We start from the raw sequence: 16,173 nt of genomic DNA on the forward strand, positions 1-16,173 counted from the left end.
GATTTTCTTTATACAGAAAATCTCATCTTTTTATATTTACATCCCCTCAACTATCGCTTTTAATTTATTCACAGTCCGCCAATTTCTTACTGTAGCTGGTGTATGCAACTTCTGAAACTGGTTCATTAATTTAGAGTTTCGAATGCTATTTTTGAAAAATAAATACACAACTTTTTCATGAATACAACAATCTTCAATCTCATTTTTTTGCATAAGTAGCTGATCTTTTTCTGTTTTAGAAAGTTCATGTGCTAAGAAGGCAATATGTATACTTTCGCCTTCTCGCAATGAATTGACTTCATAGGGGCATCTTTTTGTAATGTTTATAAATTCCTCATGTGTTCTTAACATAACCGGAACATCAAAACCAAAAACGTTTTTAATTTCAGACTGTATTCGTTCCTTTAGAAATGTTATATCTTCCTCAGATTTGAATACGATATTCCCACTTTGAATATATGTTTTCACTTGTTTCAACCCTATTGATTCAAACGCTTGTTTTAAATCAGCCATTTTGATTATCTTATGCCCGCCTACATTGATTCCTCTTAGTAATGCAATATAAATTGTCATAGCAATCCTCCACATTTTAATGAACTGAACAATTGAGTTGATTTTCACCCTCATATTTCTCAGATATTTGTTTTAATTCCTCTAACATATCATGTATAGATAATACTTCAAATAAAATGATAGATTTGCTTGAAAAATGATGATGATATTGATTCGGTTTACAATGTGCTAAATCATTTTTATTAGTCCAAAATTGCTTATCTAATTCATCAATCAGTTTAAAATGTTCCTCATCTATTTTTTCACAATGATTTCTTAATATAGAAATTATAGAATGAATTGTTCGTCGCAAAATTTCTTTTTCATTTTGTGACCAATCACATGTTTCAATTGGTGCTCGAGCTAAATTATCTATATGATAAATAATTTGCTGTAATAAATGAAGTTGCTTTTGTACAAGTAAAAAACTTCTCATTTCTTTTTTTGTATGTCGATGGTATTTCCAATCTTTTTGCTCATATTGAACAAATTGTACTGCTTTATGTAATAATACAGTTAATTTAGAAAGAGTATAGGTTGTCTCCTTTTTTATAACTTTCCCATCCATTAACGCAGTAAGCCATTCCTCCATAACATTTGCCGTTTTAACAAATAGCTCCTCTGTACATCCCGAAATTGTTTTAACATAGTGTGGTGGCAAAATAAAAAAATTGACTACAGTAGACACTATAATACCAGTAGATGTAGTAGCTAATCGAATTAAAAATGCAGTAAAATAATGATCTGCCGTAATGGGAATCATTGCAACAGCAGTTAAAGTTGCGACTAACGTTCCAGCGTGTAGCCTTAGTTTTTGACATGTAACGATTGTAAACATTGCCGCTAACGCATAAGAAAGCGCCTGATGACCTAGGAAAAATGTGAAAGTCATTGCATACGCTGATCCAATTGTTGAAGCTGGAAAGCGAACCAGTCCTTTTTTTATAGAATCTGTTGCAGTTGGCTCAATCGTTACAATTGCGGTGATAACAGCAAATATAGTTGGAATATTGAAAAATTCACAAACTAGAACTGTAAGAAAAACCGCAATTCCTGTTTTTATCACCCTTCCACCAATAATATTCCATTTTCTAACTTGATTCATTTTGTATTTCCTTCATTTCTATTTCTTTTATTTATATATTCTATATTATATATCTTTCTAAATAAAAAACTTACTACTTTTGTACAAGAGTAAGTTTTTTCTCGTTATTTTATGATAGGTAAATGCATTATGATTTGTTGACCAATTGGTCCCATTCTTCTAAAACCTTTATCTTGGAAACCAACTTTTTCATATAAATTTTGTGCTGGAATATTTTTTTCATTCACAGCAAGTACAACTTCATTTTTTATCGGAAAATAACGTTGTACAAACTCTTGTAATAATGCCAGTGATTTTTTAGCATATCCTTTCCTTTGCCTATTGTGATTTATAGAAAATGAAGTTAAAAGTAAAGCGTTCTCATTTTCTGTGAATTCCTGTACTCTATCTCCCGTTTGCAATGCAAAAAGACCAACAGGTACCCCATTGTAATCTAAAATAACAATGACATTTTTTGTACGATCATTTTTTGCTTTTTTCAATAATTCAGCTGGGTCCGACGTAAATTGAACTTGTTCACTTGGTAAAGTAAATGTTTCTATAACTTCTTTATATTCCTCTTTATACGGAACTAATTGAATCTCCCCTGTATGTATGTCCATGCTAAACTCTCCCATTTTCAACTTATTAGCTTAAACCTTGCTGCATTTTAGAATGTACTTTTCCATCTAAAAAGGTAATTTCAACTAATGCAGTTGGATTGCTTCCCTTCCAAGCAAAAATTTGCTTAATTTGTGTAGAATGTTCTACACCTTCTTCTATGAGTAAATCCCCTTCAAAACCAATTAAATCTTTTACTTCTTTATAAGTCATTCCTTCATTTATATTTAAAAAATGATTTATATTGATAGATTCTTTCTTCTGATTTTCCATTACAGTAGAAGAAGTCGCTGTGTGCTTTTTTACTTCTTTCTTCTGTTCACACGCTGTCATACTGAAACCTAAGCATAAACTACATAATATTAATGTGCTTTTTTTCATCATAACAGTTGTCCCTCCCATAATAATTAAACCATATATTCCCTTAAAAATAAACTGAATATTTAATATTATATTGAAAAACCCTGCACAATTTAGTACAGGGTTAAGGTTATCTTTATTTATTCAAATGATTATTTGATTGATCATTCTGTTCTTTTCTTAGTTCTTGTTCTTCATCTTTTGGTAATTGTTTATCATTATCTTGAATTGGATTCGTTTCTTTATTTTCAATCATGTCATTTGGAACTTGTGGCATTACACGGCCAACAATTGCTGCTAACTCATCCAGTATACCTTCGCCTGTTTTTCCTTTTTTAATTTGCTTTCCAATTTGTTTCAGTCGTTCGTACGTATCAACATCTGCTACAACAACTGCATTAGCACCATCAGGATCGTTTTTCAAACTTTCTGCAACAGAGTATTTAATGGATTCAACACGAGTTCGATCAAGTTTCGCTTTTACATCAATTCCTACGATAGCATATTTCCCAACTACTACCGCTGTCGCATCATTCACACCTGGCACACTTGCTGCTAAAGATGCTAGATGGTCCGCCGCTTTTTCATTTGGCTTATTTGACTTGTTCGTATAATTAACATTTTTCATCGAAACATTTTTTTGCTCTGGCTTTTCGTTTGGACTATCTTTTTTTCCAATACTGCATCCAGTTATAAAAAAACAAACCATCAATAGATATATTAAGATTTTCATTATTCTCACCACTTTACCATTAAAGTTTAATCATAAATTTTTTCAACAGCTTGCATTTTCTTCACTTTTTCTTCTGCTCCGCTATTTGCATTAATGAAAATTTGGTACGTATCTTTCCCTAAAGTACCTACAAATTCATAACAAAGTACTTCGTTATGCAAATCATTTACTACCATTGCTTTTCGCTCTTCCATTACCTTTACATCAGGGTTTATTTTCTTTCTTGCTTCTGCTGCAGTTAGCTTTGCCGAAGGGATTGTTCGTTTTTGATGTGATGCTAAATATTCTTTCGCCGAAAATCCGACGATAGAACCGTCATCTAAAGCAATTTTCATTTGAATTGCCTCTGGATAAATTCGTACGCCATTCTCATTTACTACATACGTAAATACTCCAACATTATCATATTGTGAGCTATCATAAAGCTCCATATTATGAAACTTATGGTCCTTTAAGAATTTCAAACCTTTACTTCCTGCATCGTTTAAACTAATTTTCTGTTCTTTAATTTCTCGATTATTCATAACCCAAATTGGATATCCGCCTTTTCCGGTAATATCCATATAAAACTCATTATTCGTTGCCTCGTCTTTAATTTTCACACTATAGAAAGATTCTTTCGCACCTTTTCCACTTTTCTCGACTTCTACTTTTTCATTTCCTTTTAAATTCAAGAACGATTTTGCGATTTTCGCCGCTTCATCTTTTGAAATTGCTTTTCCTTCTGCTTCAAATCCACCTTTTTTATTTTTTTGTGCACTTGTAAAGGTAGGTCCGAAGTTTGTAGATGAATACGATGTTACATTTTTTTCTACTGTCTTTAGTCCGTCAATAATTGTATTGTCGGCAGGATCACGATTGGATGCGAGTGCCATCTCAACATCCATCCAGCGTAAATTGTTTTTCAAAACAAGATGTTGCACTTTTCTTAGTTCATCTTGTATATTTCCGGCATTTGAGTATAAAGTTTGCAACGTTTTGTATTCTTGATCATTTAACGGCTCTTTTTCTAAATCACGAATAGCTGCACGGTAACTAAAATCACCGATATTCGCTAAAAATTCTTCCGTTTTATTAAAAGGCATTAACGTTAAAGGAAGTTGCCCTACATCTGAACGAGCTTCAGATGTTAATCTCCATACATCTGCTAATGCAGGTGATAAAGATGCACGTGAATTCATGGCAAGCGTTGTGCCAATTTTATCGTGCAATAAATCTACCTCGTACGCTAAATCGTGAAACGCACGTTGATAGCTATTTTCAGCCCGAATTAATACTGCATTCTTCTCTTGATGCTCTTTATAGCCCCAGTACCCTGTGCCGACTACACCGATTGTTAATAATACGATTATAATACCTCGTAACATAGTTCCACCTCCGCTCTATTTACAGAAAATATGTTTCCCGATCTTTTTAATTTGTGGACGAGTCCAAATCCATTTACTTGTTGCAGTATCTGGATTGAAATAATACAATGCGTTTCCTGTTGGATCCCATCCATTAATTGCATCTAATACAGCTTTTTTCGCTGTTTCATTTGGTGTTAAATATATTTGTCCGTCTGCTACCGCTGTAAATGCTCTTGGCTCAAAAATCACACCCGAAACAGTATTTGGAAATGATGCACTTGTAACACGATTTAAAATAACTGCAGCGACTGCAACTTGTCCTAAGTACGGCTCACCACGAGATTCTCCATATACTGCGTTTGCCATAAGCTGAATGTCGTTTTGGGAATAACCATTTGGAACATTTGTCCCTTTATTTTGAGGTGGTTTATTTTCTTGTGCTGTACCACCACTATTTCCTTTATTCGTTGTCGTTCCTTTATTAGCAATTGACTTATCATACTTCGTTGCCTTCACGAGCATTTGCTTCGTTTTAGCTCCGGCTAAACCATCAACAGGTAAACCGAATTTCTCTTGAAAATTTCGAAGTGCCCAGTATGTACCCCAGCCGAAAACACCATCCACTTTTCCTGTATAAAATCCGTTATATTTCAAACGAGATTGCAGTTCAATGACATCTTCGCCAGATGCTCCTCTTTGAATGACTTGATTAGAAAAGGCTTCTACATTTTTTAGTTGTATACTACTGACCATGAAAGACAGTCCTATGAACGCAAGCAAAACTGCTATTTTAAAAACAGCTTTTTGGCGCATAATTTTCCCTCCTTAATTACGGAAATGATTTCTTGGTTATGTTTTGTAAAAGGCTCGCTTTTATGTAAAGAAGACAAAAAAATCCAAACTAATATCGTTGAAAAAGTATGTAAACAATATAAAAAAAGGTAAAAGGAGTTCATTATGAAAAAATTGTTAAAGCGTGTCGCACTCGTTATTCTGTTCCTAACAATATGTTCAAATGTATATACAGGCTCATCAATTGTTCATGCGCAGCCGCCGTATGCGAAATGGGGTAAACTTGCTGTAGAAAAGACGAAAGAACAATACCCAAAAGCAGAGATTATTGATTACCTTCATATAGGTAGAAAACCAAAAACCGTTCAAATAACAGTTGAAAAATTTAAATTATGGCTACGCGAGGATGGAAAAGAATATGGTATTTTTGTTGATGTAGAGTTTGAAACGAAGACGGAGAAATTTATTAAAATGTCGTTTCAGAAAACGAGTAGATAAAATGAAAGAAACCCGGCTGTTATGAATTTAAACAGCCGGGTTTCTTTCATTTCTAAAATTTCGATTCCCTAAAAATTTTACCAATATACAAATAGCGCCAATTACAACTGCTATACCTATACTGTATAAAAGTACTCTACCATATCCACCTATTCTCGGATCTAAAAACGGATAAGGATACCAATTCGCGATTGGACCACGTATTAAGCTATATAAAACATAAAAAAACGGGAATAAGAGCCAACTTGCGGCTTGTTTCCAAGTGATTTTCTTACTAGGCGGATTTAAAATCCAATCTAAAAGCATTGCGATTGGCATGATATAATGTAACACCGTATTTACCCATGGTATTGCGGTTTGAAGTGATTCTTCTAACCCTCTTAATAATAAAAAATAAATGAGTCCAGTCGTAAGTATGTATACAGTTGCTGCACCACGAAGTATACCAAACTGTTCTGATCGACCAAATGTAGCTGTTCCGATACTACTTAAAAGGAGAATACATGCAACTAAAATGTTACTTTCGATAGTGAAGAAACTAAAAAAGTTAACTGGATTGAACGGTTTCACTTGTGCCCGTATTATAAATTGCGTAATGATTGCACTAAATGCTAGAAGGCTTAAACATAGTCTAAATAGTGATAATGTTTTTACATCCCCCATACAGTCCCTCCTCTTCTCATACAAACTTATAATTCTCCTGTACATGCTCGATAAATAACTTTAATGGAACGAGCCCACGTTTAGGCATATGACTACTTATTACAGCAATGACCTCTAACTGCGGAATGATAACGATGTATTGCCCGCCATATCCCATAGCAAAGTACATACAGTACGGTATGTGAAATCTTTCGTTATTCAATACCCACCAGTGATATCCATATGCCCCGATATGTTCATACGTTTCAAATAGAGCCGTACTTGATTCTTCTAACCATTTTGATGATATGATTTCATTCCCCTGCCAATATCCATTCTGCAAACATAATATACCGATCTTTAATAAATCTTTAGACTTCATTTTCATTCCGAAGCCGCCGACATGTATTCCTTGCGGATCTTGCTGCCACTCATATTCGGTAATTTCTAATGGATCAAATACATATTTTTTCGCAAACTGTTCTGTCGGCATTCCAGTAGCTTTTTGGATAATGTAACTAAGTAAATGCGAAGAGCCTGAGTTATAATTCATTTTTGTAGCCGGTTCTTCAATCATTGGTTTTTCTAATATATATTGCACCCAGTTCGCTGATTCTACAAAGTCATTCGGGAATACTACTCCATTTCCAAACTCTTTCCACTCCTCACCAGTAGTCATTGTTAATAAGTGATAAAGCGTCAAATCATGTTTTCCCTCAGGTACATTTCCAATCCACTCTGTAATAGGTGTATGTATATCATTTATATAGCCTTTATCAATTGCAATACCAATTAATAAAGATACGACACTTTTTGTAATCGAATTTATTTTATATAAGTTATTTGTACATTCGGGTGTTTTATAATACTCGGTTATTAATTCCCCTTTTTGATAAACAAGAAATGTATTTACTTTTTTCTTTTCAAATTTATTTTTTAGCTGCTTGAAATCCAATACTTTACCTCCAATTAAATCATTACCTAATTTATTATATCTTGTAGCTTTCATTAAAACATACTTGGGTTCAAATAAAAAACAAACCTGCCAGTAATGAACTGACAGGTTTGTTTTTATAATTTCGTGCGAACATTCCAAAGCTCTGGGAAGAATCGTTGATCAAGTACTCGTTTTAAATAAGATACACCAGAAGAGCCACCTGTTCCCATTTTATGTCCGATAATGCGTTCTACCGTTTTCATATGACGGAAACGCCATTGTTGTAGCCAATCTTCAATATCGATAAGTTTTTCAGCAAGCTGATATAAATTCCAATATTTTTTCACATCCGCATACACTTCAAGCCATGCTGCTTCTACTGTTGCATCTTCTTCGTATGGCTGTGTAATATCACGATTTAACACATCTTTATGAATTGGGAATCCTTCTTTTACAAGAGCTTGAATTGCGACATCATACAAACTTGGTGCATGTAGCGCTGTATGAAGTCGAGCGTGTAATTCTGGATCTTTTTCATAAATTTTTAAGGCATGCGGCGTTTTATAACCAAGTGCATACTCAATCATACGATATTGATACGATTGAAAACCTGAAGCTTGACCGAGCGAGTCACGAAACTCAATGTACTCGGATGGTGTTAATGTCGCAAGAATATCCCAAGATTGAATAATTTGAGACTGAATTTTTGATACACGTGCTAACATTTTAAAAGCTGGTTGTAATTTGTCTTGTTTAATAGATTCAATTGCTGCGTTTAACTCATGTAAAATAAGCTTCATCCAAAGTTCGCTTGCTTGGTGAATAACGATGAACAACATTTCATCATGGTGGTCTGATAATCTCTTTTGAGAAGATAGTAAACTATCTAATTGTAAATATTCCCCGTACGTCATATTCTCTTTAAAGTCCGTATGAATCCCTTTTTCCATAATTACCTTTTCATTTTCTTTCATATTAGCAAAACGCCCCTTTATATATATTTCTACTTATATTGGTCTAATAACTGCTCGAACTGGACTTCCATCTGCATCTGATAAGGCAAGTGGTAATGCGATCAATTCATAATCACCGTCTGCTACGTGATCTAGTACGACATTTTCTAAAATGTGTATACCATGTTTAAACAATTGATGATGCGCTGCTAATTCTTTATCATCTAATGGATCAACTGATGGTACATCCACTCCGATTAAACGTATACCTTTTTCTGAAAGAAATGGTGCTATATCCGCACGTAAATGTGGGATTACATCTGGGAATTCATTCGCTTTACCATGTGAAGATGTGCGTAACAACAAGCGTTCTACTCCTTCTAAATGAAATTTCTCTAATTCCTTTTTCCCAATGCTTTCAAGATTAGAAACATCAATGATTCGCGTAGGTCCGACATAAACTTGAATATCTAAATCGAACACTTTCTTTCCATCATTATCAAAATGAAACGGTGCATCAATATGAGTACCTGTATGAATACTCATCGTTAACTTTCCGACATTTACTGAACCACTCTCTTCTTTTGACCATGAAACTTCATACGAGAACGGTGTATCCCCTGGCCAAGTAGCAATATCATTATTTAGAGGTTGTGAAATATCAATCCACTCTGATGTTTTCATACTTATGCCACAACCTCTCGCTTATTTTCAAATTGCTTATACTCTTCATCTTTCATAATTTTCTTTAAAATCATAACAGACTGCCATACTTCTTCGTACGTATTATATAAAGCAACTGGCGCAAGTCTCACTCCATTTGGCGCTCTAAAATCTGGAATTACTCCATTTGCTTTTAACGCTTTACATATACGTGCTGCTTCTGCATGCTCTAAATAAATATGCCCGCCTCGTTTTTCATCCTCTAATGGATTTCCAATTGTAAATCCAAAATCACTTAATTCATGAGCAATTAAATTAAGCATGTATCTTGTAATATGTAAAGATTTTTCACGTAAACGTTCTATACCAGCCTCTTTAAACATTTCAAGAGAACCGATTAACGGCGCTGTACTTAATACGTGAGGGGTACCAATTTGATATGCACCTGCATGGTCTGCTGCAGTTAATGTATGTTCCATATCAAACTGCTTATCTTTTCTAGAACTAAACCAGCCAGACAAGCCTGGAAGTCTATTACAATGTTTTTTATTTACATAAAGGCCAGCAACACCACCAGGTCCTGCGTTTAAGTATTTATAATTACACCAAATAGCGAAATCAACATCCCATTCTTTGAAATGATGCGGAATAGAACCGATTGAGTGACATAAATCGAACCCGATATGAATACCACGCTTATGCGCTTCCGCTGTTAAACGTTTCATATCAAGAATTTGGCCGCTTCTATACAGTACAGAAGGCAATAAAATTAAAGCGACATCATCTGTCATCGCATGAATAATATCATCTTCAGAAAGTGTTCTACCATCTCGGCTCTTCACTCGTACTAAATGCTCATCTGGATCTAGGCCCTTTAAACGAATTTGACTTTGAAGTGCATATATATCTGACGGAAATGTTAATTCATCTGCAAGAATTTTTGTGCGTATTCCTTTCGGCTCATAGAAAGTTGCGATTACTTGATGAATATTCGTTGTCGTGGAACCGGTTACAATAGTTTCTTCTGGTAAAGCTCCAATAAGAGGTGCAGTCAATTCACCTAATTTCTCCGAAAGGAAAAACCACGGATGCTCACCCTCGGTCCAGCCGTCAATGCCATACTCTTTCCATGAATCTAGCAACGTAAGTAACGATTTCTCTGCTCTTTTTGAAAGTAGCCCTAATGAGTTTCCATCTAAATATATTGTTCCTTCTTTTTTATAAAATTCAGTTTGAAAATCTTTCAGTTCATCATGTTTATCACATTCAAGCGCATACTCATAAGTTGGTTGAAATGGTTCTTTATACATGGTGTCACCTTCTCTTAATTTTCTTTTTATTCTAACTAATTGAAATATATCACCTTAGTTGATATAACGTCAATGATATTATGTCAGTTGACTTTATATATGAATTTCTTTTACAATACAGTTATATTTTCAGATATTTCAGTATAAAGAGGTGATTCTTTGAAAAACACTACTCTTTCATCAAGAAAACACCGCTCCTTAGAAACTAAAAAGAAACTTTTACATTCCGGCTACATTGTTTTTATTAATAATGGATTTCAGAAAACAACCATTACACAAATTATTAAACACGCTGAAACCGGTTATGGCACGGCATATGTATACTTTAAAAACAAAGATGATCTTCTCATCGTTTTAATGGAAGATGTTATGAATCAATTTTATAATATCGCTGAGCGCTCTTTTTCGCCTCAAACGACAGAAGAAGCACGTACAATGATCCAAAATCAAGTTAAAGCATTTCTACAATTAGCAGAGAAAGAACGAGCAATTTTACAAGTTGTAGAAGAAGCAATTGGGTTATCAAAAGAGATACGTCAAAAATGGGACGAGATACGGGAACGCTTTATAAACAGTATTACGCAAGATATTACATACTCTCAAGAAAGTGGGTTAGCACATTCTAAATTGAATAAAGAAATTGTAGCACGTGCTTGGTTTGCGATGAATGAGATGTTTCTTTGGACGATTGTGCAAAATGATAAAAAGATCAACCTAGAAGAAATTGTGCATACATTGACGAAAATGTATACGACTGGTTTATATAAATAGCACACCTTCAATACATAAGGTGTGCTATTTTACATCTATAAAAATATATTATTTGGGTATGGTAGCGCTAAAGAAGGCTTTTCAGATAATGAGAAATATTGTAGTTTTAAAGATTCACCATCTATTGACTTCAGTTTTCCACTAGTAATTTCACATTCAAACACAACAACAATATATTCTACTTGATCTCCATTCGAATATGTATGACGGAACTCTTTCCCTCCAAATATCCCTTTTTGCTTTTTCACTCGTACTTTCAGCCCCGTTTCTTCCCAAACCTCCCGAACTACTGCTTCTTCTGGAGTTTCTCCAGGTTCAATTGCTCCAGCTGGCAAGCTCCAGTATTCTCCGCCAGGATATTGAAATAAGATTTCCCCTTGCTCATTTTTAATAACAGCAGCTACACTCGGTATAAAAATTAGTTCATGACCTAATTTCTCCCGGATTTGTTTATAATATAGCGACATCGACATATAATTCTCTCCCACTCCATTAATAAATAACTGTATTTTCTGACACCTATTGTATAATAATACCAATAACAATTTCTATATAGAAAGGATAAGAAAATGAACCAAGTACAACTAGTAAATAGCTTTCTATCATTTTTAGATACGACAAAACAGCCTACTAGCTTAAAGTTTTTAAATGAGCTTATTAAAGCTCATCAAGAAAAAATAAAATGGGAAACCCTCACTAAAATAATTGACTGGGAAAAGGGTAAGGAAACAGGTAATTATTTCCCTTCCATTGAGACATACATAAACCGTATTACAACAAAAGGTCTCGGGGGTACTTGTTGGACGCACTCAATTGGATTCCATTGGTTATTATCAAATCTTGGTTTTAATGTTCATTATATGTATATGGATCCCGGACATTTATGCTTACGGGTTAACTTAGACCAACCTTATTATGTTGATGTTGGTTATTGTGCACCTTTATTCCAAGCTTACCCACTTTATGAATCATTTCAAGTAAGTAATGTAAGAGAAACTTTCACTTATGAAGTCTCAAATAATAGGATTAAAATTACTAGAGATCCAGGTCCAACAAAAATCTTACATACAGATCCAATACATTTATCAAGTATGAAAGAACTCATTACAAAGTCTAACGATTGGTATACAGCCCCTGTATTAAAGAAAATTCAGATTTTCGGTTATATCAATGGTATTCCAACTTCTATTAATGATAATGTTTTAAAACGATATTTCCAAGGTAAGAAAAGAGAACAAATCATTACATCTTCTGAACTTAATTATTGGATAACAGAAAGATTTTGTATTGATAAAGAAATGTATGAAAAAGCTATTGAGGTTTTCAATAAAAAATCTTTAAACAGTAAAAGCGTTACTCATGAGATTGAGTAACGCTTTTACCTTCATACATATCTTTAATATTAATCTTCTTTATGATAAGCAGCTTCTACACATTCTGCTAGACGCTCAATTTGTTCCATAGTTAAACCTCGTGAAATCCAGCCTGTTAACTTATACATAATTTTATAGTAAAGATTACTAGGTTCATATTCTGAAATTAATGTCAGTGCTGTACCCTCCTCATCTTCTTCTAACATATAAGTCATTGCCGAATAACCTTGCTTCATTTCACTGCCAAGTGAAATAATATGGGGTGCATCGTATTCAAGAATTTCTACTTCTGCCTCCAATATTTTCTTACCGACTTTTTGAACAGAAATATATTTATCTCCTACACGTGGATTCTCTTTATCTATATTTGAAGGATAGCGATTTTCTATCATAAATGTATTCCATTCTTTTATTTTTTCATCTTCTATTATGTAGTCACATACAACATCCATTGGTGCTTTTATTACTATTTCAATTGCAAAACTCATTATACTGCCCCTCTCAAATACCCTATCCATTTCTATTTAACTAAATCATTATGCCATATTTTATATAGTGAAATACAAGTGGAATTTTAATTTTTATTACGAGAATATTTATCGTAATAAGGAAAGTATGAATAAGTCATTTAAATACTTATTCATGCCAAATATTTTACTAACGATACAACAATTAAATATAGCGCAACGAGTAGTAAAACGATACCCACACTTCTATTTTCTTTATTTTTAAAATTTTGCACCCCTAAACTACCTAACATAAACCCTAAAAGCGTTTGTAAAATTAGCATACTCAGTTCCGAAGTATTATTCCAACTATAAATAGAATACCCCATTATAATAATTGCAAGTAAAACAGTTACGATCCTATTCATACGCAAATCTCTCCTTTATAAAAAGAAACCGCTAAGTTTCCTTAGCGGTTTTATTAACAATTTATATTTAGTAAAAGTGCTTTTCATGAATTTGATATAAGTCAAAAGAATTTCCTGTCCAATATAACTACGCATGTTAGCCCACTTTTTCTTTATCCAGTCTACTTACAATTCCAACTATAAATTTATATTCAATCCTTCTCTTCTTAACCTTTTTAAACCCTTCTTTCGTATCAAAAATTAAACACGTTTTCCGAAACCACACTCGTACATATAATGACTCAAAATAAATAGGTTTTATAATTCCTCTTTCTTCAAATTCAGTTCCATCTTTATTTTCGGTTTCTGTTCGAACAAACCACTTATTTCCGATGCCAATTTCAATATACTTCACATAAGTCCTCCTTCCGGAAATTAATTTCTAACTATTCTATTATTTCCCCGGTAAGCGCACATTCCGACAGAACATGAGCCCACAAAGAAAAAGTAGATTACAAAAATCTACTTTATAACTTATATTTTTGCATTCGTTTATAAAATGTACTTCGAGGTACATCTAAAAGTTTTGCAGCTAATGAAACATTTCCATTTGTCTTTTCTAACGCTTCAATCATGCTATCACGCTGTATTTTTTCACGAAAATTTAATGTGTTCTCTGTTTTATTTTCTGCTTGCAATTCAAATTGAGGTTGATTTCCCATCATTGTTTGTAATAAAAAAGAGATTTGTTTTTCGCATATTTCTCGTCCTTGCGACAAAATGTAGATGCGTTCTAATACATTTAATAATTCTCGAATATTTCCGGGCCATGTATGCTGAGAAAATTGATTACAAATACTTTTTGGAAATGCAACATTCCAATTCTTTCGTTTGCAAAAATGTTTTATGAAGTACGGAATATCCTCTTTTCTTTCTATTAACGATGGGACATATAGTGGATAAACATGTAAACGATAATATAAATCTTGACGGAATTTCCCTTCTTCTACTAATCGCAATAAATCTTTATGTGTCGCAGTAATAATACGAATATTTACTGGTATCTCTTTTGAACTGCCAATTGGGTTTACTGTTCGTTCTTGTAAAACACGCAATAATGCTACTTGCATCTCTGGCGGCACTTCACCAATTTCATCTAAAAATATTGTTCCTCCGTCTGCTTGTTCGAATTTCCCTTTATATCCGTGGCGCCGTGCACCTGTAAACGCTCCTTCAGCATAACCGAACAATTCACTTTCCATTAATTCTTTCGGTAATGAACCGCAGTTAACAGCTATAAAAGGACCATTTTTTCTTGGACTATTTTCATGAATCGCTCTCGCTACATATTCTTTCCCTACACCTGTTTCACCACAAACATATACACTTGCGTCAGTTGGTGATACGAGCTTAATTTCTTCTAAAGTATGTTGAAATGCACTGCTTGTCCCAATTACTCCAGGAAAAGTGATGCCATTTATAAATGGGGACGTTGAAAATGATTTTACTTGTTTATTTCCCTTTACATAAATACATTTCCCAATCATTCTATTATTACTGTATACTGGAACTTCTAATTTAGTTTTCAATCCATAGTGCATTAAATCTTCAAGTTTCATCCGTGACCAATTACATACTCGTTCCCGAACCCTCTTGCTTGCAGAAACGATAACATTACGATGATTACAAATTACAACTTGTTCATCACTGTCAATTACATCTAAAAAACGATGGATTAAATGTAATTCATTTTGATGCACTCGAATACTACATTCACGTTCAATCGCATGTGCAATCGAAGTTACCATCCCGAGCATATACGGATGGGAAAATTCAATGGGACAAGAGAAATCTAGAACTCCAATTAATTTCCCGTCATCATTATGAATGGGAGCAGCCGCACAGCTCCAGCTATGAGATGCGACAGAATAATGCTCTGTACCACTTATCATAATAGCCTCTTCAATCTCAAGCGCTGTTCCTATCGCATTTGTACCAACAGCTGCTTCCGTCCATTTCACACCTTCAATGAAGTTAATATGTTTCGCTCGTTTTAACGTTTGTTGATTTCCACTTAGCGATAGAACGTAACCGTCTGGATCGATTAATAATGCCATCATTTGTAGTTCATCAATGGTTTTTCTCATATTTTGTATTTGAGGTATTGCTATATCGAGGAAGATTTCACTCTTTTTCTTTTGATCTTGAAAAACTTTAGAAGACAAAATTTTCTGACCTTTATTCATATGAGGATTCACATTTGCTTGTTTACATCGATGCCATGACTCTGAAATTCTCTCGTTCATACGGTTCGAATCAAGGACCCCTTCATCAACAAACTTTTTCCATGTATGTAAGTAAAACGGTGAAGCTAACATTGTATCATCTCCCTATTCATTGTTTTGGAGATCTGTAAAAACATACCTTTATTATAAAACTGAATAAAAGCGTTTTCAATAAAACTAGAAAGACGACACAAATATGTTAATAATTTGAATATCTTAATGCACTTCTTTATTCTTTTTTAGTAGCACTATGTTTTGTATAATGGACGCAAAGAAAATACATAACCAAAACCACATTTGTGGATTACCGTTTATAAAGAAAATAATTACGGCTATTGCAAATAAAATTGTGGATGCTACACTAAAATATAATTTTGTTTTCATTCCCACTATCTCT

21 protein-coding genes are annotated in these 16,173 nt (G+C 33.7%); 3 read left to right on the top strand and 18 right to left on the bottom strand.

The annotated features are described in order from the left end of the window. Positions 1-36 precede the first annotated feature (36 nt). From MR070_RS09175 to sleB, 7 genes are all read right to left on the bottom strand, one after another. Positions 37-573 carry a DUF1697 domain-containing protein gene (locus tag MR070_RS09175; protein ID WP_000158236.1) on the bottom strand — a complete coding sequence of 179 codons (537 nt, stop codon included), beginning with the start codon at positions 571-573 and terminating at the stop codon, positions 37-39. Between the two features lie 16 nt (positions 574-589). Next, complete coding sequence (locus MR070_RS09180; protein WP_044792212.1) at positions 590-1,657, bottom strand: aromatic acid exporter family protein; 1,068 nt, start codon at positions 1,655-1,657, stop codon at positions 590-592. A gap of 104 nt (positions 1,658-1,761) precedes the next feature. Further along, positions 1,762-2,259 carry a GNAT family N-acetyltransferase gene (locus MR070_RS09185; protein WP_044792210.1) on the bottom strand — a complete coding sequence of 166 codons (498 nt, stop codon included), beginning with the start codon at positions 2,257-2,259 and terminating at the stop codon, positions 1,762-1,764. 25 nt (positions 2,260-2,284) lie between these two features. Then, on the bottom strand, positions 2,285-2,641 hold the full coding sequence (locus tag MR070_RS09190; RefSeq protein WP_000976535.1) for a hypothetical protein: 357 nt from the start codon (positions 2,639-2,641) through the stop codon (positions 2,285-2,287). A gap of 112 nt (positions 2,642-2,753) precedes the next feature. Continuing rightward, positions 2,754-3,350 carry a YhcN/YlaJ family sporulation lipoprotein gene (locus tag MR070_RS09195; protein WP_044792208.1) on the bottom strand — a complete coding sequence of 199 codons (597 nt, stop codon included), beginning with the start codon at positions 3,348-3,350 and terminating at the stop codon, positions 2,754-2,756. 26 nt (positions 3,351-3,376) lie between these two features. Continuing rightward, complete coding sequence (gene ypeB, locus MR070_RS09200; protein WP_044792207.1) at positions 3,377-4,717, bottom strand: germination protein YpeB; 1,341 nt, start codon at positions 4,715-4,717, stop codon at positions 3,377-3,379. Between the two features lie 15 nt (positions 4,718-4,732). After that, positions 4,733-5,512 (bottom strand): spore cortex-lytic enzyme, encoded by a 780-nt coding sequence (gene sleB / locus MR070_RS09205; RefSeq protein ID WP_138321908.1) that lies wholly within the window; start codon positions 5,510-5,512, stop codon positions 4,733-4,735. Between the two features lie 144 nt (positions 5,513-5,656). Here sleB and MR070_RS09210 point away from each other — a divergent pair, with 144 nt between their 5' ends. Beyond that, a complete protein-coding gene (locus MR070_RS09210) occupies positions 5,657-5,989 on the top strand; it encodes a DUF3889 domain-containing protein (RefSeq protein WP_139895371.1) in 333 nt (110 codons plus the stop codon). Positions 5,990-6,016: 27 nt separating this feature from the next. Here MR070_RS09210 and MR070_RS09215 read toward each other — a convergent pair whose 3' ends face one another. From MR070_RS09215 to kynU, 5 genes are all read right to left on the bottom strand, one after another. Then, positions 6,017-6,652, bottom strand: coding sequence for a Pr6Pr family membrane protein (locus MR070_RS09215; protein WP_070806192.1), 636 nt, complete (start codon positions 6,650-6,652; stop codon positions 6,017-6,019). Between the two features lie 16 nt (positions 6,653-6,668). Next, positions 6,669-7,586, bottom strand: coding sequence for a serine hydrolase domain-containing protein (locus MR070_RS09220; protein ID WP_242261102.1), 918 nt, complete (start codon positions 7,584-7,586; stop codon positions 6,669-6,671). 116 nt (positions 7,587-7,702) lie between these two features. Then, positions 7,703-8,542 (bottom strand): tryptophan 2,3-dioxygenase, encoded by an 840-nt coding sequence (kynA, locus tag MR070_RS09225; protein ID WP_000661967.1) that lies wholly within the window; start codon positions 8,540-8,542, stop codon positions 7,703-7,705. Positions 8,543-8,575: 33 nt separating this feature from the next. Further along, complete coding sequence (kynB, locus tag MR070_RS09230; RefSeq protein ID WP_000858053.1) at positions 8,576-9,205, bottom strand: arylformamidase; 630 nt, start codon at positions 9,203-9,205, stop codon at positions 8,576-8,578. A gap of 2 nt (positions 9,206-9,207) precedes the next feature. Then, a complete protein-coding gene (gene kynU, locus MR070_RS09235; RefSeq protein WP_044792197.1) occupies positions 9,208-10,494 on the bottom strand; it encodes a kynureninase in 1,287 nt (428 codons plus the stop codon). Between the two features lie 159 nt (positions 10,495-10,653). Between kynU and MR070_RS09240 the strand changes: the two genes are divergently transcribed. Beyond that, positions 10,654-11,265 carry a TetR/AcrR family transcriptional regulator gene (locus MR070_RS09240; RefSeq protein ID WP_000799594.1) on the top strand — a complete coding sequence of 204 codons (612 nt, stop codon included), beginning with the start codon at positions 10,654-10,656 and terminating at the stop codon, positions 11,263-11,265. Positions 11,266-11,300: 35 nt separating this feature from the next. Here MR070_RS09240 and MR070_RS09245 read toward each other — a convergent pair whose 3' ends face one another. Then, positions 11,301-11,738 carry an NUDIX hydrolase gene (locus tag MR070_RS09245; protein ID WP_000062939.1) on the bottom strand — a complete coding sequence of 146 codons (438 nt, stop codon included), beginning with the start codon at positions 11,736-11,738 and terminating at the stop codon, positions 11,301-11,303. A gap of 96 nt (positions 11,739-11,834) precedes the next feature. Between MR070_RS09245 and MR070_RS09250 the strand changes: the two genes are divergently transcribed. Next, positions 11,835-12,638: an arylamine N-acetyltransferase gene (locus MR070_RS09250; protein WP_138321904.1), complete on the top strand. Its 804-nt coding sequence runs from the start codon at positions 11,835-11,837 to the stop codon at positions 12,636-12,638. A gap of 29 nt (positions 12,639-12,667) precedes the next feature. On the opposite strand, the gene MR070_RS09255 is transcribed toward MR070_RS09250, so the two are convergent. The 5 genes from MR070_RS09255 to MR070_RS09275 all read right to left on the bottom strand — a co-directional run bounded on the left by MR070_RS09255 (position 12,668) and on the right by MR070_RS09275 (position 16,160). Next, the gene (locus MR070_RS09255) at positions 12,668-13,126 is read right to left on the bottom strand and encodes an SRPBCC family protein (RefSeq protein WP_000006424.1); all 459 of its coding nucleotides are present in this window, start codon (positions 13,124-13,126) and stop codon (positions 12,668-12,670) included. A 152-nt stretch (positions 13,127-13,278) separates the two neighbouring features. Next, positions 13,279-13,512 carry a YczI family protein gene (locus tag MR070_RS09260; protein WP_242261103.1) on the bottom strand — a complete coding sequence of 78 codons (234 nt, stop codon included), beginning with the start codon at positions 13,510-13,512 and terminating at the stop codon, positions 13,279-13,281. 136 nt (positions 13,513-13,648) lie between these two features. Then, on the bottom strand, positions 13,649-13,906 hold the full coding sequence (locus MR070_RS09265) for a DUF3977 family protein (RefSeq protein WP_000873834.1): 258 nt from the start codon (positions 13,904-13,906) through the stop codon (positions 13,649-13,651). Positions 13,907-14,018: 112 nt separating this feature from the next. After that, positions 14,019-15,869: a sigma-54-dependent Fis family transcriptional regulator gene (locus tag MR070_RS09270; protein ID WP_242261104.1), complete on the bottom strand. Its 1,851-nt coding sequence runs from the start codon at positions 15,867-15,869 to the stop codon at positions 14,019-14,021. A 123-nt stretch (positions 15,870-15,992) separates the two neighbouring features. Further along, positions 15,993-16,160 (bottom strand): hypothetical protein, encoded by a 168-nt coding sequence (locus MR070_RS09275; RefSeq protein WP_078383688.1) that lies wholly within the window; start codon positions 16,158-16,160, stop codon positions 15,993-15,995. Between the last annotated feature and the right edge of the window lie 13 nt (positions 16,161-16,173).

It is taken from the genome of Bacillus cereus group sp. BfR-BA-01453 (assembly GCF_022662915.1).
In the GTDB taxonomy this organism is placed as follows: Bacteria; Bacillota; Bacilli; order Bacillales; family Bacillaceae_G; genus Bacillus_A; species Bacillus_A paranthracis.

Excerpts from the sequence above, each read along its gene's own strand:
- ypeB (WP_044792207.1), bottom strand. The coding sequence starts at position 4,717 with ATGTTACGAGGTATTATAATCGTATTATTAACAATCGGTGTAGTCGGC.
- MR070_RS09210 (WP_139895371.1), top strand. The coding sequence starts at position 5,657 with ATGAAAAAATTGTTAAAGCGTGTCGCACTCGTTATTCTGTTCCTAACA.
- MR070_RS09195 (WP_044792208.1), bottom strand. The coding sequence starts at position 3,350 with ATGAAAATCTTAATATATCTATTGATGGTTTGTTTTTTTATAACTGGA.
- MR070_RS09185 (WP_044792210.1), bottom strand. The coding sequence starts at position 2,259 with ATGGACATACATACAGGGGAGATTCAATTAGTTCCGTATAAAGAGGAA.
- MR070_RS09250 (WP_138321904.1), top strand. The coding sequence starts at position 11,835 with ATGAACCAAGTACAACTAGTAAATAGCTTTCTATCATTTTTAGATACG.
- MR070_RS09245 (WP_000062939.1), bottom strand. The coding sequence starts at position 11,738 with ATGTCGATGTCGCTATATTATAAACAAATCCGGGAGAAATTAGGTCAT.
- sleB (WP_138321908.1), bottom strand. The coding sequence starts at position 5,512 with ATGCGCCAAAAAGCTGTTTTTAAAATAGCAGTTTTGCTTGCGTTCATA.
- MR070_RS09190 (WP_000976535.1), bottom strand. The coding sequence starts at position 2,641 with ATGATGAAAAAAAGCACATTAATATTATGTAGTTTATGCTTAGGTTTC.
- MR070_RS09215 (WP_070806192.1), bottom strand. The coding sequence starts at position 6,652 with ATGGGGGATGTAAAAACATTATCACTATTTAGACTATGTTTAAGCCTT.
- kynU (WP_044792197.1), bottom strand. The coding sequence starts at position 10,494 with ATGTATAAAGAACCATTTCAACCAACTTATGAGTATGCGCTTGAATGT.
- kynA (WP_000661967.1), bottom strand. The coding sequence starts at position 8,542 with ATGAAAGAAAATGAAAAGGTAATTATGGAAAAAGGGATTCATACGGAC.
- MR070_RS09275 (WP_078383688.1), bottom strand. The coding sequence starts at position 16,160 with ATGAAAACAAAATTATATTTTAGTGTAGCATCCACAATTTTATTTGCA.
- MR070_RS09270 (WP_242261104.1), bottom strand. The coding sequence starts at position 15,869 with ATGTTAGCTTCACCGTTTTACTTACATACATGGAAAAAGTTTGTTGAT.
- MR070_RS09180 (WP_044792212.1), bottom strand. The coding sequence starts at position 1,657 with ATGAATCAAGTTAGAAAATGGAATATTATTGGTGGAAGGGTGATAAAA.
- MR070_RS09255 (WP_000006424.1), bottom strand. The coding sequence starts at position 13,126 with ATGAGTTTTGCAATTGAAATAGTAATAAAAGCACCAATGGATGTTGTA.
- kynB (WP_000858053.1), bottom strand. The coding sequence starts at position 9,205 with ATGAAAACATCAGAGTGGATTGATATTTCACAACCTCTAAATAATGAT.
- MR070_RS09175 (WP_000158236.1), bottom strand. The coding sequence starts at position 573 with ATGACAATTTATATTGCATTACTAAGAGGAATCAATGTAGGCGGGCAT.
- MR070_RS09260 (WP_242261103.1), bottom strand. The coding sequence starts at position 13,512 with ATGAATAGGATCGTAACTGTTTTACTTGCAATTATTATAATGGGGTAT.